The organism is Nocardioides sp. SYSU D00038, from assembly GCF_016924665.1.
Taxonomy (GTDB): Bacteria; Actinomycetota; Actinomycetes; order Propionibacteriales; family Nocardioidaceae; genus Nocardioides.
Window position 1 is genome coordinate 195,231 of the sequence record NZ_JAFFJT010000024.1, and the last position, 20,740, is coordinate 215,970.

General features: G+C 73.9%; 17 protein-coding genes. 11 read left to right on the top strand and 6 right to left on the bottom strand.

The genetic code is table 11. The features are described from left to right. Positions 1-146: 146 nt before the first annotated feature. The gene (locus JT721_RS14665) at positions 147-1,832 is read left to right on the top strand and encodes an ABC-F family ATP-binding cassette domain-containing protein (RefSeq protein ID WP_205473980.1); all 1,686 of its coding nucleotides are present in this window, start codon (positions 147-149) and stop codon (positions 1,830-1,832) included. Beyond that, positions 1,829-2,854, top strand: coding sequence for a GNAT family N-acetyltransferase (locus JT721_RS14670; RefSeq protein WP_205473981.1), 1,026 nt, complete (start codon positions 1,829-1,831; stop codon positions 2,852-2,854). Before JT721_RS14665 ends, JT721_RS14670 begins: the two co-directional genes overlap by 4 nt. A gap of 3 nt (positions 2,855-2,857) precedes the next feature. On the opposite strand, the gene JT721_RS14675 is transcribed toward JT721_RS14670, so the two are convergent. Both JT721_RS14675 and JT721_RS14680 read right to left on the bottom strand, forming a co-directional pair. After that, on the bottom strand, positions 2,858-4,291 hold the full coding sequence (locus JT721_RS14675) for a S1C family serine protease (RefSeq protein ID WP_205473982.1): 1,434 nt from the start codon (positions 4,289-4,291) through the stop codon (positions 2,858-2,860). Between the two features lie 45 nt (positions 4,292-4,336). Beyond that, positions 4,337-5,527: an NAD(P)/FAD-dependent oxidoreductase gene (locus JT721_RS14680; protein ID WP_205473983.1), complete on the bottom strand. Its 1,191-nt coding sequence runs from the start codon at positions 5,525-5,527 to the stop codon at positions 4,337-4,339. Between the two features lie 83 nt (positions 5,528-5,610). On the opposite strand from JT721_RS14680, the gene JT721_RS14685 reads away from it, so the two are divergent. Both JT721_RS14685 and JT721_RS14690 read left to right on the top strand, forming a co-directional pair. Then, positions 5,611-9,456, top strand: a complete 3,846-nt coding sequence (locus JT721_RS14685) for a Pls/PosA family non-ribosomal peptide synthetase (RefSeq protein WP_307828069.1) — start codon at positions 5,611-5,613, stop codon at positions 9,454-9,456. Beyond that, positions 9,453-10,763: a M1 family metallopeptidase gene (locus JT721_RS14690; RefSeq protein ID WP_205473984.1), complete on the top strand. Its 1,311-nt coding sequence runs from the start codon at positions 9,453-9,455 to the stop codon at positions 10,761-10,763. Before JT721_RS14685 ends, JT721_RS14690 begins: the two co-directional genes overlap by 4 nt. Here the strand turns inward: JT721_RS14690 and JT721_RS14695 are convergent. From JT721_RS14695 to JT721_RS14705, 3 genes are read right to left on the bottom strand one after another with little or no spacing between them, the layout of a single operon-like run. Continuing rightward, positions 10,729-11,145: a 4'-phosphopantetheinyl transferase superfamily protein gene (locus tag JT721_RS14695; RefSeq protein ID WP_205473985.1), complete on the bottom strand. Its 417-nt coding sequence runs from the start codon at positions 11,143-11,145 to the stop codon at positions 10,729-10,731. The genes JT721_RS14690 and JT721_RS14695 overlap by 35 nt on opposite strands. Continuing rightward, on the bottom strand, positions 11,142-11,759 hold the full coding sequence (locus JT721_RS14700) for an HAD family hydrolase (protein WP_205473986.1): 618 nt from the start codon (positions 11,757-11,759) through the stop codon (positions 11,142-11,144). The genes JT721_RS14695 and JT721_RS14700 overlap by 4 nt, the downstream gene beginning before the upstream one ends. Then, on the bottom strand, positions 11,750-13,039 hold the full coding sequence (locus JT721_RS14705; protein WP_205473987.1) for a citrate synthase: 1,290 nt from the start codon (positions 13,037-13,039) through the stop codon (positions 11,750-11,752). The genes JT721_RS14700 and JT721_RS14705 overlap by 10 nt, the downstream gene beginning before the upstream one ends. A 283-nt stretch (positions 13,040-13,322) precedes the next feature. Between JT721_RS14705 and rplM the strand changes: the two genes are divergently transcribed. The 7 genes from rplM to JT721_RS14740 all read left to right on the top strand — a co-directional run bounded on the left by rplM (position 13,323) and on the right by JT721_RS14740 (position 20,257). Beyond that, positions 13,323-13,766, top strand: coding sequence for a 50S ribosomal protein L13 (rplM, locus tag JT721_RS14710; RefSeq protein ID WP_205473988.1), 444 nt, complete (start codon positions 13,323-13,325; stop codon positions 13,764-13,766). 40 nt (positions 13,767-13,806) lie between these two features. Then, the gene (gene rpsI / locus JT721_RS14715) at positions 13,807-14,307 is read left to right on the top strand and encodes a 30S ribosomal protein S9 (RefSeq protein ID WP_205473989.1); all 501 of its coding nucleotides are present in this window, start codon (positions 13,807-13,809) and stop codon (positions 14,305-14,307) included. A 10-nt stretch (positions 14,308-14,317) separates the two neighbouring features. After that, positions 14,318-15,664, top strand: coding sequence for a phosphoglucosamine mutase (gene glmM, locus JT721_RS14720; protein WP_205473990.1), 1,347 nt, complete (start codon positions 14,318-14,320; stop codon positions 15,662-15,664). A 62-nt stretch (positions 15,665-15,726) separates the two neighbouring features. Then, positions 15,727-16,722, top strand: a complete 996-nt coding sequence (locus JT721_RS14725) for a GNAT family N-acetyltransferase (protein ID WP_205473991.1) — start codon at positions 15,727-15,729, stop codon at positions 16,720-16,722. 49 nt (positions 16,723-16,771) lie between these two features. Continuing rightward, positions 16,772-18,028 carry a carboxypeptidase-like regulatory domain-containing protein gene (locus JT721_RS14730; protein WP_205473992.1) on the top strand — a complete coding sequence of 419 codons (1,257 nt, stop codon included), beginning with the start codon at positions 16,772-16,774 and terminating at the stop codon, positions 18,026-18,028. Positions 18,029-18,089: 61 nt separating this feature from the next. Beyond that, a complete protein-coding gene (locus tag JT721_RS14735) occupies positions 18,090-19,547 on the top strand; it encodes a glycosyltransferase (RefSeq protein ID WP_205473993.1) in 1,458 nt (485 codons plus the stop codon). Further along, positions 19,544-20,257: a hypothetical protein gene (locus tag JT721_RS14740; protein ID WP_205473994.1), complete on the top strand. Its 714-nt coding sequence runs from the start codon at positions 19,544-19,546 to the stop codon at positions 20,255-20,257. Before JT721_RS14735 ends, JT721_RS14740 begins: the two co-directional genes overlap by 4 nt. A gap of 47 nt (positions 20,258-20,304) precedes the next feature. Here JT721_RS14740 and JT721_RS14745 read toward each other — a convergent pair. Then, on the bottom strand, positions 20,305-20,740 hold a 436-nt coding region (locus JT721_RS14745; RefSeq protein ID WP_205473995.1), incomplete at its 5' end, for a winged helix-turn-helix domain-containing protein.

Consider the following 20,740-nt stretch of genomic DNA (forward strand, 5'->3'; position numbering starts at 1 on the left):
GAACGGGGGTCTGCTCACCGCTGCCTGGGTCGCCAACAGTGGCGGTGCGTCAGCCTCGATCCCCGCCCCGCGAACGGGGGCCTGCTCACCACCGCCCGGGCAAAACCGGATGACCTCCGGCGGCCGGTCCCGGACAATCTCCCCTCGTGGGTCACGTGGAGGTCGCCGGAGTCCGCTACCAGCTCCCGGACGGCCGGGTGCTGCTCGAGGACGTCTCGTTCCGGGTCGGTGAGGGCGCCAAGGTCGCTCTCGTCGGCGCCAACGGTGCGGGCAAGACGACGCTGCTGCGCATCGTCACCGGGGAGCTGACGCCGTCCGCCGGCTCGGTGACCCGCTCCGGCGGGCTGGGCGTGATGCGCCAGGCGGTGGGGGCCGGCCTCGGCGCCGACCCGACCGTCGCCGACCTGCTGCTCAGCGTCTCGCCACCCCGGGTGCGGGCGGCCGCCGCCGAGGTCGACCGCTGCGAGCTGGCGCTGATGGAGCACGACGACGAGAAGACCCAGATGCGCTACGCCGTCGCGCTCTCCGACTACGCCGATGCCGGCGGCTACGACCTCGAGGTCACCTGGGACGTCGTCACCATGGCCGCGCTCGGCGTGCCGTACGAGCGCGCCAAGTACCGCGCGCTCAGCACGCTCAGCGGCGGCGAGCAGAAGCGGCTCGTGCTCGAGCAGCTGCTGCGCGGCCCCGACCAGGTGCTGCTGCTCGACGAGCCCGACAACTACCTCGACGTGCCCGGCAAGATCTGGCTGGAGGAGCGGATCCGCGAGTCGGACAAGACGATCCTGTTCATCAGCCACGACCGCGAGCTGCTGGCCAACACCGCCACCCGGGTCGTGACGGTCGAGCTCGGCCACGCCGGCAACCTGGTGTGGACCCACCCCGGCGGGTTCGCGTCGTACCACGAGGCGCGCCGCGAGCGGTTCGCCCGCTTCGAGGAGCTGCGCAAGCGCTGGGACGAGGAGCACGCCAAGCTGCGCGCCCAGATGCTGATGTACAAGCAGAAGGCCGCCTACAACTCCGACATGGCCAGCCGCTACCAGGCCGCCCAGACCCGGCTGCGCAGGTTCGAGGAGGCCGGGCCGCCCACCGAGCAGCCGCGCGAGCAACAGGTGACGATGCGCCTGCAGGGCGGGCGCACCGGCAAGCGCGCGGTGGTCTGCGAGGGCCTGGAGCTGAGCGGGCTGATGCGCCCGTTCGACCTCGAGGTCTGGTACGGCGAGCGGGTCGCCGTGCTCGGATCCAACGGCTCGGGCAAGTCCCACTTCCTGCGCCTGCTCGCGGCGGGGGGCACCCGCCCCGACAAGGAGCACGAGCCGGTCGGCGACGTGCACATCGAGCCGGTGCGCCACCGGGGCACCGCCCGGCTGGGCGCCCGGGTGCGGCCGGGCTGGTTCGTGCAGACCCACGCCCACCCCGAGCTGCTCGGCCGCACGCTGCTCGAGGTCCTCCACCGCGGCGACGAGCACCGCGACGGCATGGGTCGCGAGCAGGCGTCGCGGGTGCTCGACCGCTACGAGCTCGCCCACGCCGCCGAGCAGACCTTCGAGTCGCTCTCGGGCGGCCAGCAGGCGCGCTTCCAGATCCTGCTGCTGGAGCTGTCGGGCGCCACGCTGCTGCTGCTCGACGAGCCCACCGACAACCTCGACGTCCAGTCGGCGGAGGCGCTGGAGGCGGGGTTGGAGTCGTTCGAGGGCACGGTGCTGGCGGTGACCCACGACCGGTGGTTCGCGCGCGGCTTCGACCGGTTCCTGGTCTACGGCGCCGACGGCGAGGTCTACGAGTCCGACGGCCCGGTGTGGGACGAGACGAGGGTGGTGAGGGAGCGGTGAGCGGTCTGCGGATCGTGCCGGTCGACCCGGCCGACGACGCACTGCTGCGCGGCTGGCACGCGGCGTACGCCGAGGCCGACGCCGCGGGTCGCGGGCCGCAGGCGGCGTTCTGGCAGCTGGAGGAGGTGCGCGCCGAGCTCGCCACCGAGCAGGCGAGCCGCTGGGCGCTGGCCTGGGCCGGGCTCGACGGCGACCGGGTGGTCACCACCGGGCGGGCCCGCGGCTCCGAGGTCGACAACCTCGAGCTGATGGAGGCCTACGTCCACACCGTCCCCGACGCCCGCGGCCGTGGCCACGGCAGCGCGATGCTCGCCCACCTGGAGGCGGTCGCGCGCGAGCGGGGGCGCACCCTGCTGGCCACCGAGACCAGCTGGCCCCACGACGACCATCCCGAGGGCGAGGGCGTCGTCGGCGTCGACTGGCTGCGCCGGCGGGGCTTCACCCTCGGCCTCGTCGACGTCCACCGCGAGCTCGCGCTGCCCGTCGACGCCGCCCTCCTCGACGAGCTCGCGGCCGACGCCGCCGCCCACCACGAGGGCTACGAGCTGCGCTCGTTCGTCGGGCCGGTGCCCGACGACATCCTCCAGGGCTGGGCCGACCTCGTCTCCACGATCATCACCGAGGCGCCGCTGGGTGACCTGGAGCGGGAGCAGCAGTCGGCCGACCCGGCGGTGGTGCGCGACAACGAGGCGCTCGTGGCGGCCCAGGGCCGCACCAAGCTCAACACCGTCGCGCTCGACCCGGCCGGCGACGTGGTGGCCTACACCGACCTGTGCCTGACCGCCCACGAGCCCGACCGCGCCTACCAGTGGGGCACGCTGGTGCGCCGCGACGCCCGCGGCCACCGGCTCGGGCTGGCCGTGAAGGTGGCCAACCTGCGGCTGCTGCAGCGCGAGGCGCCGCAGGTCCGCAGGCTGACCACCTACAACGCCGAGGTCAACGAGCACATGATCGCGGTCAACCGCCGGCTGGGCTTCCGGGAGGTCGAGCGCCTCGGCGAGCTGGAGAAGCGGCTCGCCTGAGGCCTACGACGCCGCGCGGTCCGCGTCGGAGTCGAGCGTCAGCTCGGTGGTGCTGGTCTCGCCGTCGCGCACGTAGGTGACGGTCACGGTGTCGCCGGGGCGGTAGGACCGGATCGTCGCCACCAGCGAGTCGGCGCCGGTGATGACCCGGTCGTCGATCTTCGTGATGACGTCGCCGGCCTCGAGGCCGGACTCGGCCGCGGTGGAGCCGTCGCCGACCTCCTGGATCTGCGCGCCCTGGGCCAGCACCTCCGCCCCTTGGTCCGGGCCCTGCTCCTGGCCGGGACCTTGGCCCGGGCGGACGCCCACGTCGGAGACCGTGACGCCGAGGCGGGCGTGGGTGGGCGTCTCGCCCTCGCGCATCTGGTCCACGATCGGCAGCACCTCGTCGATCGGGATCGCGAAGCCGAGCCCGATCGAGCCGCCTTCCTGCGACATCCCCGACGAGGCGGTGCGGATCGAGGAGTTGATGCCGACCACGTTGCCGTCGAGGTCGACCAGCGGGCCGCCGCTGTTGCCGGGGTTGATCGCGGCGTCGGTCTGGATCGCGGGATAGGTCGTGGAGTTGCCCTCGTTGTCGGAGCCGACGTCGACCGGGCGGTCGAGGGCGCTCACGATGCCGCTCGTCACGGTCGACTCCAGCCCGAACGGCGAGCCGATCGCCACGACCTCCTGCCCGACCCGGAGGTCGCCCGACTTGCCGATGGCGGCCGGGGTCAGGCCCGAGACGTCGTCGGCCTTGATCACCGCGGTGTCGGTGAGCGGGTCGGTGCCGACGACCGTGGCCGTCGCCGAGCTGCCGTCGTTGAACGACACGCGGATGGTGCCGCCGTCCCCGGCGACCGCCACCACGTGCTCGTTGGTGAGGATCACGCCGTCGGAGCTGAGCACGATGCCCGAGCCCGAGCCGGCGCCCTGTCCGCCCGCGACGTCGATCTTGACCACCGAGGGGAGCACCTTCGCCGCGACCTGCTCGATGGTGCCGTCGGCGGCCGGCGTCTCGGGGGTGTCGACGACCTGGGAGGTGGTGACGCCGCCCGAGCCGCCGGTGCCGGGCTCGTCGTCGGCGAGGGCGTTCCAGGCGGCGGCACCGCCGACCCCGGCGCCGCCTCCCACCACCAGGCTCGCCGCGACCACACCCGCAGCGAGGCCCAGCCGCCGGGGACGGCGGGCGCTCGCGCTCTCGGAGGGGGAGGTCGGTGCGGCGGGCCCGTCGGTGTGGCGGTCCGCGGTGGGGAACGGCGTCGTGGGCGGTGCCGCCGCCCGGAACGGATCGAGGGCCGCCGGCGGCGGCGGGGGAGCGGACGCGAAGGCCGGCGGCGCCGGGGGCGGGTAGGTCGAGGGGTACTGCGGGGGCTGGTCGTCGTACTCGTCGTGCTGGTGGTGCGGGTCGTGGGCGTCGGGGCCCTGGCCCGACGGCGGCTTCGGCTCGGTCATGTGACCACGGTGGCGAGCCAGGCTGAGTCGACGCTGAGACGTCGGTCAGGCTTCGCGAAGAACCGGCAGCTCCCAGCGCGACCACGGCGAGACGCGGTCGCCCAGCAGCGTCGTGACCAGCTGCCCGGGCACGCCCGGCACCCGCAGCACCCACGGCGCCAGCGCGTCGCGGGGCAGCGCGAGCGGGGCGAGGTCGCTCTGGAAGACCGGCATCATCAGCCGGGTCCACCACTGGTACCAGCGCACGTGCCCTCGCCGACCGCGCTCGTACGCCGCGAGCGCCTCCTCGAGCCGGGGGTGCGCGGCGAGCGCGTGGTGGAGGGTCCAGGCGTCGGCGAGCGCGAGCGAGGTGCCGGTGCCGAGCTGGGGGCTCATCGCGTGGGCGGCGTCGCCGACCAGCACCGCGCCGGCGCCGTCGGCGGTGCGCCAGGGGGTGCGGACCACCACGTCGCGGTACGACGCGGGCAGCAGGTGGTCGACCGCGTCGACCAGCGGTGCGTAGCGGCCGGCGAGCGGCCGGGCGGCGTCGCGCCAGGCCGGCAGGCCCCGGGCGAGGACGTCGGTCATGTCGCGGGTGCGCACGGACCAGAAGAGCGAGGTGCGGCCGAGGCCGGTCGGCAGCACCCCGAGGTACTGCCTGGTGCCGCGCAGGCACTGGTAGAGCTCGTCGGCGGCCAGCTCGCCGGGGTCGTCGACGATCGCCCACAGCGCGCCGTAGCCGTAGGGGTGGTCGCGCACCACGACGCCCATGCTCCGCCGCACCCGCGACCGGCTGCCGTCGCAGCCGACCACGAGGTCGAAGGTCCCGTGGTCGCCGTGCGCGGTCTCGACCGCCAGGCCACCCGGCACCGGCCGGACGCCGGTGACGGGCACGCCGAGGTCGACCCCGATCCCGCGCTCGCGCACCGCCCGGTGCAGCAGGGCGAACAGGGCGCCGCGGTGGACGCCCAGCGCCGGCGTGGCGCCCGGCACGGCGTCGTACCCGAGCCGGACCAGCGGGCGCCCGGTCGCGGTGCGGATGTCGACCCGCGAGACCGCCCGCGACTCCGCGCGCAGGGCGTCGAGCAGGCCGAGCCGGTCGAGCACCTGCTGGCCCATCGCCTGCAGCCAGATGCCGGCGCCCACCGGCCGCGGGTCCTCCTCCTGCTCGACCACCGTGACGTCGACGCCGCGGTCGGCCAGCAGGCAGGCGAGGGTCGCGCCACCCATGCCGAGACCCACCACCGCGACGCGCACCCGCGCAGCCTCTCATCGACCGAGGGCGACCCACGCTCCGGACCGGACACCTCCCGTTCACCTGCTTGCGGGAGGTTCCGCCCGTGCCACCCCTGACCGACCCGCTGCTGCTGCGCAGTCCGCTCGCCCCCGCCCCCCGCACCCTGGTCGACGTCTTCCGCGAGACGGTGCTGCAGGTGCCGGACGAGCCGGCGGTCGACGCGGGCACGGGGGTCCTGACCTACGCCGAGCTGGAGGAGGCGGCCGACGAGCTGGCCGACGAGCTCAACCTGCGCGGGATCGGTCCCGGCGACCGGGTCGGGGTGCGGGTCAGCTCCGGCACCACCGACCTCTACGTCGCGATCCTCGGCATCCTCCTCGCCGGCGCCGCCTACGTGCCCGTCGACGTCGACGACCCCGACGAGCGGGCCCGCCTCGTGTTCGACGAGGCCGACGTCGCTGCCGTCGTGGGCAACGACCGCACCGTCGTCGTACGACGCCCGGGCGCGGCCCGTCCACCCACGGGCCCGAGCGCCGACGACGACGCGTGGGTCATCTTCACCAGTGGCTCGACCGGTAGGCCGAAGGGGGTCGCGGTCACCCACCGCAGCGCGGCCGCGTTCGTCGACGCGGAGTCGCGGCTGTTCCTGCAGGACGCGCCGCTCGGCGTGGGCGACCGGGTGATGGCGGGGCTCTCGGTGGCGTTCGACGCCTCCTGCGAGGAGATGTGGCTGGCCTGGCGCTACGGCGCCTGCCTGGTGCCCGCGCCGCGCGCCCTGGTGAGGAGCGGTGTCGACGTGGGTCCCTGGTTGGTGGCCAACGCCGTGACCGTGGTGTCGACGGTGCCGACCCTGGTGGCGCTGTGGCCACCGGAGGCGCTCGACCAGGTGCGGCTGCTGATCATGGGCGGGGAGGCGTGCCCGCCCGAGCTGGCGGCGCGTCTCGTGGCGCCCGGCCGGGAGGTGTGGAACACCTACGGCCCGACCGAGGCCACCGTGGTCGCCTGCGCCGCGCTGCTGACCGGGGAGGGTCCGGTGCGGATCGGCCTGCCCCTGGACGGCTGGGACCTCGCGGTCGTCGACCCCGAGGGTCGCCCGGTCGCCGAGGGGGAGACCGGCGAGCTGATCATCGGCGGGGTCGGGTTGGCCCGCTACCTCGCCCCCGACAAGGACGCCGAGAAGTACGCCGCCATGCCGACCCTCGGCTGGGACCGCGCCTACCGCAGCGGCGACCTCGTCGTCCTCGACCACGACGGGCTGCTCTTCGGCGGCAGGGCCGACGACCAGGTCAAGCTCGGCGGCCGGCGGATCGAGCTCGGCGAGATCGACAGCGCCCTGCTCGCGCTGCCGGGGGTCGTGAGCGCGGCCGCCGCCGTGCGCCGCACCAGCGCCGGCAACAGCCTCCTCGTCGGCTACGTCACGGTCGGCCCGACGTACGACCAGGCCAGCGCCGTGGAGTCGCTGCGGGCATCGCTGCCCGCCGCGCTGGTGCCCCGGGTGGCGGTCGTCGAGGAGCTGCCGACCCGCACGTCGGGCAAGGTCGACCGGGACGCCCTGCCGTGGCCGCTCCCGCCGGCGGCCACCCCGGCTGGTCTCGTGGGCACCGCCGCCTGGGTCGCGGAGCTGTGGCGCGACGTCCTGGCCGCCGACGCGACTGCGGCCGACGCGGACTTCTTCGACCTCGGCGGCGGCAGCCTGACGGCGGCCCAGATGGTCTCGCGGCTGCGCACCCGGTTTCCCGAGGTAACCGTCGGTGACATCTACGAGCGGGCAACCCTCGGCGCGCTCGCCACCTTCCTCGACGGGCTCGACGGGCCGGGCGCGGCGAGCGACCGCCGGGTGCCGCCCATCCCGCTCAAGACCCAGGTCGGCCAGGTGGCCGCCACGCTGCTGCTGCGGGCGCTGTCGGTGCCGCGCTGGCTGGTCTGGCTCGGTCTGGCCGGTCACGCCCTCGAGGTGCTCGGCGCCACGTGGGTGCCTCGGCCGCCCCTCTGGGCCGTGGTGCTCGGCCTGCTGATCTTCGTCGCCCCACCCGGCCGGATGCTGCTGGCCGCCGGCATCGCGCGCACCCTGCTCCGGCCGGTGGCCGAGGGCGAGCACCCCCGGGGCGGCAAGGCCCACCTGCGACTCTGGCTGGCCCAGCGGGCCGCCGACGAGCTCGGCGCGACCGGGCTGGCCGGAGCGCCGTGGATGACCTGGTACGCCCGGCTGCTCGGCGCCCGGGTCGCTCGCGACGTCGACCTCCACAGCCTCCCGCCCGTGACCGGGCGGCTCCGGCTGGGTCGCGGCTGCTCGGTCGAGCCCGAGGTGGACCTCGGCGGCTACTGGGTCGACGGCGACGTCGTCCGGGTCGGCTCGGTGCGGGTCGGCGCCCGGGCCCGCATCGGCGCGCGCAGCACGCTGTGCCCGGGCTCCGACGTGGGTGCCGACGCCGAGGTCGCGCCCGGCTCGTCGGTCTTCGGGGTCGTCCCCGACGGCGAGTACTGGTCGGGGTCGCCGGCCCAGCGGGTCGCCAGCGCCGCCCGCGGGCCGTGGTCGGAGCGGCCCCCGGCCGGGCGCCCCTGGCTGGCGGCGTACGGCGCCGTGGCCCTGGCGCTCGCGGCCGTCCCCGTGACCGCCGTGGTGGTCGGTGCCGGCGCGGTGCTGGCCCTGGCGCCCACCCCCGACGACGTCTCCGGGGCGGCGGCGCTTCTCCCGTGGGTGCCGCTCGGCGCGTTGCTGGGGCCGCTGGTCGTGGCCGCGCTCGTCGTCGGCGTCGTCCGGGTGGCGGCCCTGTCGGTCGACGTCGGCGCCCACCCGGTGCGCAGCCGGCCGGCGCTCGCGGTGTGGACCACGGTGCGGGTGCTCGACGAGGCGCGCACCTGGCTGTTCCCGCTCTACTCCTCCTCGCTCACCCCGCACTGGCTGCGCCTGCTCGGCGCTCGGGTCGGCCGCGACGTCGAGGCGTCGACGGTGCTGATGATCCCGTCGCTCACGCAGGTCAACGACCAGGCCTTCCTCGCCGACGACACCCTTCTCGGCGGCTACGAGCTCGGCGGCGGCTGGCTGCGCGCCGAGCGGGTCAAGATCGGCAAGCGCGCCTTCGTCGGCAACTCCGGGATGGCCGCGCCGGGCCGCAAGGTGCCCAAGGCGTCGCTCGTCGCCGTGCTCTCGGCGGCGCCGCGGCGCAAGAGCGTCCGCTCGGGGGAGTCGTGGCTCGGCAGCCCACCCGCGCCGCTGCGTCGCGCCGTCGCGGACGGCGACGGGGCCCGCACCTACGCTCCGCCGACCCGGCTCAAGGCGGCCCGCGCGGCTGTCGAGCTCTGTCGCCTGGTGCCGGTGGTGCTCGCCGTCGCCCTGCACGCCGTCGTGGGTTGGTGCTTCCTGCTCCTGCTCGAGGGGCCGGGCGTGCTCGCCGCCCTGCTGCTCGGGGGTCCGCTCCTCGCCGTGGCGGGACTGGTCGCGGCGCTGGTGACGACGGTTGCCAAGTGGGTGCTCGTCGGCCGGGTCCGGCCGGGCGCCCACCCCCTGTGGAGCTCCTTCGTCTGGCGCAACGAGCTGGCCGACACCTTCGTGGAGGTGCTGGCCGCGCCGTGGTTCGCCCGCGCCGTGACCGGGACACCCCTGCTCAACGCATGGTTCCGGGCGATGGGGGCCCGGGTGGGTCGGGGGGTCTGGTGCGAGACGTACTGGCTGCCCGAGGTCGACCTGGTCCGGCTCGGTGACGGCGCCACGGTCAACCAGGGCAGCGTGGTGCAGACCCACCTGTTCCACGACCGGCTGCTGAGCCTCGACACGGTGACCCTGGAGCGGGGTGCGACCCTCGGCCCCAACAGCGTGATCCTGCCCGCGGCCGTGCTGGGACGGCACGCTACGGTCGGTCCCGTGTCGCTGGTGATGAGGGGGGAGTCGGTGCCGGACGGCACCGACTGGATCGGCAACCCGATCGGCCCGTGGGCGGACCGCGCGTGAGCGGGCCTGACCTCCCGACCGCCGACCCCTACCTGCCGGGCCACGGCGACCGCTCCTGGCGCGCCGAGCGCTACACGCTCGACCTCGACTACGACGTCGCCGGCAACCGGCTGCGCGGCGAGGCCGTGGTGGAGGGGGTCACCCAGGACGACACCGCGCGCCTGGTGCTCGACCTGGCGCACCTGCAGGTCTCCAAGGTCGTGCTCGACGGCGCGGCCCCCCGGCGCTACACGGTGCACGGGCACCGACTGGTCGTGACCGCACGCACCCCCCTGCCTGCGGGCACCGCCTTCCGGCTGCTGGTGCGCTACGCCGGTCAGCCGCGGCCGCTGGTCGACCCCCACCACGGCGACGCCGGGTGGGAGGAGCTCGAGGACGGTGTGATCGTCGCCGGCCAGCCCCACGGCGCGCCGACCTGGTTCCCCTGCAACGACCGGCCCGACGACAAGGCGGCGTACACGATCTCGGTGACGGTGCCGCCCGGCTACACGGTCGTGGCCAACGGCACCCGCACCGGCCAGCGGCGTCGTGCCGGGGGGATCACCTGGACCTTCGACCAGCCCGAGCCGATGGCGACCTACCTCGCCACCGTGCAGGTCGGGCGCTACGAGGTGCGCGAGCAGGACGGCCCGGTGCCGCTGGCCTGGGTCGGCCCGGCCGACGTGGAGGAGGCGGGGTTCGCCCGCCAGCCCGAGATGCTGGAGCTCTTCGAGGACCGCTTCGGCCCCTATCCGTTCGCGTCCTACGCCGCCGTGGTGACCGACGACGACCTGGAGATCCCGCTCGAGGCGCAGGGGCTGGCCACCTTCGGCCGGAACTTCTGCCGCGACGACTGGGACGCCGAGCGGCTGGTGGCCCACGAGATGGCCCACCAGTGGTTCGGCAACGCGGTGACGCTGGCCCGCTGGCAGGACATCTGGCTGCACGAGGGTTTCGCCTGCTACAGCGAGTGGTTGTGGTCGGAGGCCTCCGAGCGCGACTCCGCAGACACGTGGGCCCGTCACCACCACGACCGGCTCGCCGACCTCGACCAGGACGTGCTGCTGTCCGACCCGGGCCCGGAGCTGATGTTCGACGACCGGGTCTACAAGCGCGGTGCCCTCACCCTGCACGCGCTGCGGCTCGTCGTCGGTGACGACGCGTTCTTCGACCTGGTGCGCGGCTGGGTCGCCGACCACCGGGGCGGGAGCGTGACGACCGACGACTTCCGCGCCCACGTCGGCGCCGCAGCCGGTGACGAGGCCGTGGCCGTCCTCGCCGCGTGGCTCGACGCTACGGAGCTGCCGGACCTGCCAGCCGCCAGCTGACGTCCACGCCGGCGACCGTGCCCACGTAGCCCTCGGGCAGGGGCAGGGTGACGGTCGCGAGCGCCGGCTCGGCGCTCGAGCCGCTGCCGCCGAACCCGGTGCCCGCGGCCTTGAGCAACGCCTCGCGGCGCGTCCACGCCAGGTCGGCGCCGGGCTCGACGTCGATCCCCACCGGCCCGGTCGTGCTCCACGCGACCGCCGCCAGCCCACCGGCGTACGTGAGGGAGAGGTGGAGGTCGGGACGACCGGGCACGACCGGTCGGCCGTGGTCGCTGCCCCCGCAGCGCGGGCACAGCCGCGCCACGGTGCGGACGCCGAGCTCGTCGACGAGCAGCCGGTGCAGGACGGGTCGGAGCGCGACGCGGTCGGCCCGGCTGCTCACACCGGCAGGCCGCGGGTGCGCAGCTCGGTGCGCAGGGTGGCCGCGTCGGTGAACAGCACGCCGTCCATGCCGGCGGCGATCGCGGCCTCGACGTTGCCGGCGCGGTCGTCGGTGAAGACCAGCCGCTCCGGCGGCAGGCCCATCCGCTCGGCGACGGCGGCGAACGCGCGGAGGTCGGGCTTGGCCACGCCCTCGGTGCCGGAGACGTAGACGCCGTCGAGCAGGTCGAGGAAGCCGAACCGCTGCGGCGCGTGCGGCCACAGCTCGTGGGACCAGTTGGTCAGGCCCCACATCGGCACGCCGGCGGCGTGCAGGTCGCGGAGCAGGTCGGCGCTGCCGGGCACCTCGCCGACCAGCGACGCCGGGAAGTGGGCGTGGTAGGCGCGCACGTGCGGCAGCCACTGCGGGTGGTCGCGCTCGACGTCGGCGATGGCCTCGGCCCAGGTGCGACCGGAGTCCGGGCCGTGGTTGAAGGCCAGGAAGTCGAAGTCGGTGGCCGCGAGCAGCCGGTCGGCCTCGTCCTCACCGACCCCGGCGGCGATCGCCGCGCGGGCCTGCCAGTCGATGAGGACGTTGCCGAGGTCCCAGACGACGCCCGCCGGCGTCAGGCCCACCGCTCCGCGGCGGGCACGAAGTCGAGGGTGCGGTCGCCGGTGTAGATCTGCTTGGGCCGGGCGATCTTCTGCTCCTTGTCCTGCACGAGCTCGAGCCACTGCGCCAGCCAGCCGGGGGTGCGGCCGATGGCGAAGAGCACGGTGAACATCTCGGGCGGGAACTGGAAGGCCTCGTAGATCAGGCCGGAGTAGAAGTCGACGTTGGGGTAGAGCTTGCGCTTGACGAAGTACTCGTCCTCCAGCGCGATCTTCTCCAGCTCCTGGGCGATCTCGAGCAGCGGGTTGACCCCGGTGACCTCGAAGACGTCGTCGCAGGCCTTCTTGATGATCTTTGCGCGCGGGTCGTAGTTCTTGTAGACGCGGTGGCCGAAGCCCATCAGCCGCTCGTTGCCGTCCTTGACGCCCTGGATGAAGGCCGGGATGTTCTCCTTCGACCCGATCCGCTTGAGCATCCGCAGCACGGCCTCGTTGGCGCCGCCGTGCAGGGGGCCGTAGAGCGCGGCCACGCCGGCGGCCACCGCGGAGTAGGGATCGACCTGCGAGGAGCCCACCGAGCGGACGGCGTTGGTCGAGCAGTTCTGCTCGTGGTCGGCGTGCAGGATGAACAGCACGTCGAGCGCCTTGACCAGCCGCTCGTCGGCCTCGTACTTGGCCTCGCTCATCTTGAAGAGCATGGAGAGGAAGTTGGCGGTGTAGCTGAGGTCGTTGTCGGGGTAGACGAACGGCTTGCCCTGCGCGTGGCGGAACGACCAGGCACCGAGGGTCGGCATCTTCGCGATCATGCGGACGATCTGCATGTGGCGGTTGTCGGCGTCGGTGATGTTGCGCGCGTCGGGGTAGAACGTCGACAGGGCCCCGACCGACGCCATCAGCATCCCCATGGGGTGCGCGTCGTAGCGGAAGCCCTGCATGAACTCCTTGACGTTCTCGTGCACGAACGTGTGGTAGGTGATCTCGTGCACCCACGCGTCGTACTCGGCCTTCGTCGGGAGCGCGCCGTACACCAGCAGGTAGGCCACCTCGAGGAACGAGGACTTCTCGGCCAGCTGCTCGATGGGGTAGCCCCGGTACTCCAGGATCCCCTGCTCGCCGTCGATGTAGGTCACGGCGGAGCGGCAGGAGGCGGTGTTGACGAAGCCCGGGTCGTAGACGGCGAGCCCGGGGGCCTCGTCCCCGGCCTTGATCTGCCCGATGTCGGCGGCCTTGATGGTGCCGTCGGTGATCGGGACGTCGTACTCCTGTCCGGTGCGGTTGTCTCGGACGGTCAGAGATTCGGTCACACTCTCAACCTAGCCCGCGGCCCGGAGGCCCGAACACCCGGTGTCCGGGTCACGAGAGCGGCCGGCGCCCGCCCGCCCCGCGTTTTGACCCTGCCCGCGCGCTCGCCGTATCTTTGTCAGTCGCGCCTCCTGCCGCGTCCCACGGGTCCGCACGACCCGAGGGGTGCAGCCCCGGACCACCACCTGCGGGTGGGGAGCCGGGCCGTGTTCGTCAGAGGGCGTGGCTCCACCACCGACCGGGACCACCGGTCGGTCCACGAACGAGAACAGAGGCAGCAGAACCGTGCGCACCTACAGCCCCAAGCCCGGCGACGTCCAGCGTGAGTGGCTCGTCATCGACGCCACCGACGTCGTCCTCGGCCGGCTCGCCGTCCAGGCGGCCAACCTCATCCGCGGCAAGCACAAGCCGACCTTCGCCCCCCACATGGACATGGGCGACTTCGTGATCATCGTCAACGCGGAGAAGGTCGCCCTCTCGGGCAGCAAGAAGACGACCAAGCTCGCCTACCGCCACTCCGGCTACCCGGGCGGCCTCACCGCCACCCCGATCGGCGAGATCCTGGAGAAGGACGCCCGCAAGGCCATCGAGAAGGCCGTGTGGGGCATGCTCCCGAAGAACAAGCTCGGCCGCCAGATGCTGAAGAAGCTCAAGGTCTACTCCGGCCCGACGCACCCGCACCAGGCCCAGAAGGCCGTCCCCTTCGAGATCTCCCAGATCTCCCAGTAATCGCATCCGCAGCCGAGACAAGTCTTAGTGAGGAACACCCGTGGCTGAGAACTCCACCGAGGTCGAGGAGACCTACGAGGTCAACGAGCAGGGCGTCGCGTACAGCAGCGAGAGCTCGCCGTCGGCCGACACCCCCGAGCGTCCCGCGACCATCGCCCCCGCCGCGGCCACCGGCCGCCGCAAGGAGGCCGTCGCCCGCGTCCGCATCGTCCCGGGCACCGGGGTCTGGACCGTCAACGGTCGTCCGCTGGACTCCTACTTCCCGAACAAGCTCCACCAGCAGGTGGTCAACGAGCCGTTCGCCGAGCTGCAGCTCGAGGGCCGCTTCGACGTGATCGCCCGCATCCACGGCGGCGGCATCACCGGCCAGGCCGGCGCACTGCGCCTCGGCGTGGCCCGCTGCCTCAACGCGGTCGACGTCGAGGCCAACCGCCCGGCCCTGAAGAAGGCCGGTCTGCTGACCCGCGACGCCCGCGTCATCGAGCGCAAGAAGGCCGGCCTGAAGAAGGCCCGCAAGGCGCCCCAGTTCAGCAAGCGCTGATCTCCTGCGGATGCCGCGCATCTTCGGCACCGACGGGGTCCGGGGCCTGGCCAACGGCCAGCTGACCGCAGACCTGGCCCTGGACCTGTCGGTGGCCGCGGCCCGGGTGCTGGTCGACCACACCCGAGCCGAGGGACGCCGTCCGCTCGCCGTGGTCGGCCGCGACACCCGGATCTCGGGGCAGTTCCTCGAGCACGCCGTGGTCGCCGGCCTGGCCTCGGCCGGCGTCGACGTGCTGCGCCTGCGGGTGCTGCCGACCCCCGGCGTCGCCCACCTCACCCAGACGCTGGGCGCCGACCTGGGCGTGGTCATCAGCGCCTCGCACAACCCGATGCCCGACAACGGCATCAAGTTCCTCGCGCGAGCGGGCGTCAAGCTCGACGACGCCTTCGAGAAGGAGATCGAGGAGCTGCTCGGCCAGGACTGGGAGCGCCCCACGGGCGCCGAGGTCGGCCGGGTCACCCCCTACGCCACTCCCGTCGAGGAGTACGTCGACCACCTGGTCGCGACGCTCGACCGGCCGCTGGCCGGCCTCCGCGTCGTCCTCGACTGCGCCCACGGCGCGGCCTGGGAGGCCGGACCGCTCGCCCTGGAGCGGGCCGGCGCAGAGGTCGTGGTCATCGGCGCCGAGCCCGACGGCCTGAACATCAACGACGGCTACGGCTCCACGCACCTCGAGCCGCTGCGGCGCGCGGTGCTGGAGCACGGGGCCGACGCCGGCTTCGCCGTCGACGGTGACGCCGACCGGTGCCTGGCCGTCGACGCGGCCGGCGCGGTCGTCGACGGCGACCAGATCCTCGCGATCCTGGCGCTGGCCATGGCCGAGCGCGGCCAGCTGGTCAAGGACACCGTCGTGGCGACGGTGATGAGCAACCTGGGCTTCGTACAGGCGATGAAGGGCGCCGGGCTCGGCGTGCGCCAGACCAAGGTCGGCGACCGCTACGTCCTCGAGGCGATGCGGGTCGGTGGCTTCACGCTCGGCGGCGAGCAGTCCGGCCACGTGATCATGAGCCAGCACGCCACGACCGGTGACGGCCTGCTCACCGCTCTCCACGTGCTGCAGCGGATGGCCGACTCCGGCCGCAGCCTCGCCGACCTGGCCTCGGTGGTCACCCGGCTCCCGCAGGTGCTGGTCAACGTCCCCGGCGTCGACCGGTCGCGGGTCGACGAGGACGCCGTCCTCGCCGCCGCGGTGGCCGAGGAGGAGGCCGGCCTCGGCGACACCGGGCGGGTGCTGCTGCGCCCCTCCGGCACCGAGCCGCTGGTCCGGGTCATGGTCGAGGCGTCGACCACCGAGCTGGCGCACGACGTCGCGGAGCGGCTCGCGGGCGTCGTCCGCACCCAGCTCGCGCTCTGACCCAGGTGGCCGCAGGCCGGGACGCCGTCGGGCGGCTCCTGCCCGACCCCTAGGGTCGGGTCGTGAGCGTGCACCCCGTCGATCCCGCCGACTCGGGCGCCCTCCGGTCCTGGTGGGAGGTCGGTGCCGCCGCGGCCGCCGAGCTCCCCGTGGGCGACTGGCCGTCCTGGCCCGCCGCGAGCACAGCGCTGGCCGTGCCACCGGTGGGCCGCGACGTCGTCCTGCTCGCCCTCGACGAGGGCGGGCGCACGGTCGGCGCCGCCCGGCTCGAGCTGCACCACCAGGAGAACACCCACGTCGGCTTCGTCGAGGTGTGGGTGCTGCCCGACGCGCGACGGCGCGGCCACGGTCGCGCGCTGCTCGCCGAGGCCGAGCGGCGCTGCCGCGAGGCGGGCCGCACCACCGTGGTGTCGTCGGTGGAGACCCCGACCGATGCCGACAACGCCGGGGTGCGGTTCGCCGCCGCGTCGGGCTACGAGGTCGCGGGCGTGGAGTTCACCAAGACCGTCGACCTGGCCGGCACCGCCGCGCTGCTGCCCGAGGTCACGTCGTTCGCCGCCGAGCGGCTCGACGGCTACGGCATCGTGTGGTGGCGCGACCACACCCCCGAGGAGCACCTGGCCGGGCTGGCCCGGCTGTGGAGCCGGTTCCTCAGCGAGGCCCCGCTCGGCGAGCTCGACCTCCAGCCCCAGCAGTGGACCCCCGAGCGGATCCGCGAGTGGGAGGAGCGCCGTCGCCGGGTGCGTGCCGCGCACCTGCTGGTCGCCGGCGTCGCCCCCGACGGCACCCTCGCCGGCTACAGCGCCGTCTCGGTGCTCGAGGCCGACCCGCGACTCGGCCACATCACCTCGACCCTGGTGCTGCCCGAGCACCGCGGCCACCGCCTCGGCCTCGCGGTCAAGGCCCGCCTCCACGCCTACGTCCGCGAGGAGTTCCCCGCCTGCGAGCAGCTGGTCACCGGCAACGCCGGCGTCAACGAGTGGATGAACGCCGTCAACGACCGGCTGGGCTACCGGATCACCAACCGCTGCCTGGACCTCCAGAAGCACCTCTCCTGAGTTGCCCGTTCGGCGGACGGACGCGGGCGAGCGTTCCTAGGCTTGCCGCGTGCACCCGACCCAGGGACGTCGCCCCGTCCTCCTCCTGCTCGCCACCGCGCTCGTCGCGGTGCTCGGCGCCGGCCTCCTCGCGCCGCCGACGGCCCAGGCCGCCGTCGGGCGGGTGCGCGGCACGGTCACGGGGGGCGGCGACGACTCCCCGCCGGCCTCGGTGGCCTGGTTCCGCCTCGACTGGACCTACCTCGGGAAGCGGCGCGTCACCGGCGGCGGCTACTCCCTCGCGCTGCCGCCGGGCACCTACCGCCTCCAGTTCACCGACCGCCGTCCGGCGTACGACGTGCGCAAGCTCGCGCCACGCGACGTGACGGTGACGGTCACCGCGGGGGCGACGACGATCCGCAACGTCCGGATGCCCCGCGGCGCGGCGATCGGGGGGACCGTGCGGGCCGGGGGCAAGGTCGCGCCGGGGGCCCGGGTGGTCGCGGCGAACGCCGACCGCCGGTCCTTCGAGACCACCGCGGACCGGAGCGGGAGCTACGCGCTCGCCGGGCTGCCGGCGGGCACCTACTCGGTCTTCACCTACGACAGGAAGCGGACCTGGGTGGGGCGCAGCACCTTCCTCCGCCGCCTGAAGCCGGGACGCTACAAGCGGGTCGACGTCCGGCTGGGCATCAAGGCCGGTCGCCTCGTGCTCGACCTCTACGCAGGGAGCACGCCCTATCCCGGCACCACCTGGGTGACGCTGGTCAGCCGCCGTTCGGGCCAGTTCTGGACCCAGCGGATGGTCGGTGGCACCACGACCGTCCGCGGCCTGCACCCCGGCGGCTACGACGTGGTCGCCGACGGGGTAGGCAGCTACCTCGGCGGGACCCTGCCCGTCACCGGGAGGGTGCGCAAGGGCCGGGTGGCGTTCGGGACGGCGCGGCTGACCCGGCTGGGCGCCACCGTCACCGGCACCGTGGTCGACGCCAACCGCCCAGGGACCGGCCTGGCCGGGGCCCAGGTGCGGTTGCGCGACGCGTCGGGCGCCACCCTCCAGACGGCCACCACCCGCAGCGACGGCGGGTTCACGCTGGGCGGTCAGCTCACCACCCGCTCCGACCTCAGCGTCGTCGTCGGCCCCGGCCCCTACTCGCCGTACCTCGGCCAGGGGGTGTCCTACTGCAAGTACGGGTCGGCGACGCGCTCCGGAGTCGCGGTCGTGACCGGTCGCGCGACCGCGCTCGGCACCGTGGCGCTGCCGCACCTCCCGGACGCCCAGCAGGACGGCGCGCAGTGCCACACCCCGCCGCCCGCGCAGCCCTGAACGGCGCACCGAGTTGAGCGATTCTCCTGTGCCGCCCCGGCCGTCCGACCACACTTGGCCTGTGACCAGCGGGGGAGACGGCGCCCGGTCCGGCGCCGCGACTGACCAGTTCGTGCGCCTCGACGCGCGCGACGGCGAGCAGGCCCCCCTCGACCAAGCCGCCGACCAGCCCGACCAGCGGCCCACCATCGGCTGCGTCATCCCGGCCTACAACGAGGCCGAGACCATCGGCGGGGTGCTCGACTCGCTGCTGATGCAGACCCGGCTGCCCGACGTCATCCACGTGATCATCAACAACACCACCGACGAGTCGGTCGAGGTGGCCAGCCACTACGCCGGTCCCCACGAGCGGATGACCCCCAGCGGCAAGCAGCAGACGGTCATCTACGTGCACGACATCGGCAAGAACCCCGACAAGAAGGTGGGGGCGCTCAACTACGGCTACGGCCTCGTCGAGAGCATGGACTACCTGCTGGGCGTCGACGGCGACACCACCCCCGAGCCCGACGCGCTCGAGCACCTGGTCGACGAGATCTCCAGCGACGACCGCATCGGCGGCATCTCGGCCATCTACTCGATCGACGACAGCGCCCTCGACGGCTGGACGGCGAAGTTCCTCATCGCCGGTCAGCGGGCCCAGTTCTCGGCGTTCAACATGCAGAACCTCCTCAAGGGCCGCAACATGGCCGTGCTCGGCGGGCAGTTCTCGATCTTCTCCACCACCGCGCTGCGTGAGGTGCTGCGCACGACCCACCAGCGCACGCCCTGGGTCAACGACAGCGAGGTGGAGGACTCCCTGCTCTCGCTGCAGATCAAGAGCGCCGGCTACCTCACCAAGATCTCGGCGCGCGCCTACGCCCACGTGGGGGGCATGACGACCCTGCGGGCGCTCGACGCCCAGCAGGTGAAGTGGAACTACGGCGCCATCGACCTCATGTGGCCCGGCCAGCGCGGCGACACCCGGGGCCAGCCCTTCCACCCCAACCTGAGGCTGCGGTGGTTCGAGCACGGCTCGATGGTGCTCAACATGCTGACCCGGCTCGGCTTCATGCTGCTGCTGGCCGGCTCGCTGTCGATCTCGGCGTTCGTCTTCAGCCCGTGGTGGCTGATCCCGCCCGCGGTGGCGATCTGGCTGAACTTCCGGGTGGCCCGGTCGATGGCGTTCGCCAACCGGCGCGACTACGTCTTCGGCAGCACGCTGGTGCTGGCCGAGCTCTACATGTGGATCAGGATGGGCCACTTCGTCCGGGCCTGGTGGAAGTTCTTCAGCAGCCAGCAGACCGACAACTGGGCGGCCCAGGCGGCCGCCGAGCGGGGCAAGGGGTCGTCGTACCTCTACCCGTTCCTCGTGCTGGCGGTGTTCCTCGCCGCGGTGGCCGCGGTGTGGTTGCAGCTGCCGATCGACCTGCAGTCCGACGTGCTGTCGGTGGGGTGGCCGGTGCTGGGCGTGCTGACCGTGCTGCAGACGGCCTGGATGGCGCTCAAGGCGCTGCGTCGCTACAGGGGGTACAAGGCATGACCCGTCGTCCGTCCGTCGTCGCCGCGGCTGCGCTCTCCGTCGTGCTGCTGGGCGGCTGCACGCCGTTCGGCGACGACGACACCGGGGGGACGCCGGCGCCGTCGACCTCCGCCACGAGCGCGGCCCCCGTCTTCGACTCGCAGTTCACGCGCGACGGCACCTTCCAGTCGCACATCGCGCTCCCCGAGGCGCCCGGCATGGACTTCGTCTTCACGCTCTACCCCACCAAGGCCACCCCGCGGACCAACGAGTGGTACCCAGCCGGCGACAAGTTCTTCTCCTTCACCTTCCAGGGCTACGACCTCGACCGGGGGCTGCGCGACCCGTTCCGCACCAAGCGCAAGGTCTACCTGGACCGGATCGTCGTCACCTCGGCGACCACGACCACCCGGGGCGGCGCGACCGAGGAGCCCTACCGCCTCGACGTCGTGGCCGCGCGCGCGACCTTCGACCCCGAGCCGGTGACCACCCGCCGCGGCATGCTGGTCACCTCGCCCAAGGGCGCCTTCGAGCTGCGCAACCAGCGCATCGGTCCGGTCTCCCGCGACACCATCGGGCTGACCCTCAGCCTGACCGCCACGGTCAGCGTCGAGACGCGCGCAGGGTCGGGCCGCTTCGAGCGGGTCGAGGTCACCCAGCAGGTGCCGATCGCGATCTTCGACTCCGACGAGGTCACCGAGGTCGCGGACATCCCGATCAACGCGAACTAGGCGCGGCGACCGTCCGGCGAGCGCCGGCGAGCCGCCGGGACGGGGAGTCAGGCGGGTGCGATCCGGTAGCCGACGCCGCGCACGGTCTCGATCACCCGCGGGCTGGGCCCGTCGTCGCCGAGCTTGCGGCGCAGGCTGGTGACGTGGGCGTCGACCGCGCGCTTGTCGGCCTCGTTGACGAAGTGCGAGGTGACGTAGCCGTGGCCGCGCAGCGCCAGCACCAGGTCGGCCTTGCTGCGGACCCGGCGGCCGGTCTCGAGCAGGGTCGTGAGCAGGATCAGCTCCTGCGGGGTCAGGTCCAGCCCCCGGCCCTGGTACGTCGCCCGGCCGGTCGCGGCGTCGACGACCAGCCCGGCGGGGGCGACGGCCGGCGCCGCGGGGGTCACGACCGGGGTGGCCGGGGCCGCCGGGGCGACCGGCGCTGCCGGAGCGTCGGCGGGGGGCGGCGGGTCGGCGCGGGGTGGTGCGGGCGGCGCGGGCTCG

Excerpts from the sequence above, each read along its gene's own strand:
- JT721_RS14675 (WP_205473982.1), bottom strand. The coding sequence starts at position 4,291 with ATGACCGAGCCGAAGCCGCCGTCGGGCCAGGGCCCCGACGCCCACGAC.
- glmM (WP_205473990.1), top strand. The coding sequence starts at position 14,318 with ATGCCGCGCATCTTCGGCACCGACGGGGTCCGGGGCCTGGCCAACGGC.
- JT721_RS14740 (WP_205473994.1), top strand. The coding sequence starts at position 19,544 with ATGACCCGTCGTCCGTCCGTCGTCGCCGCGGCTGCGCTCTCCGTCGTG.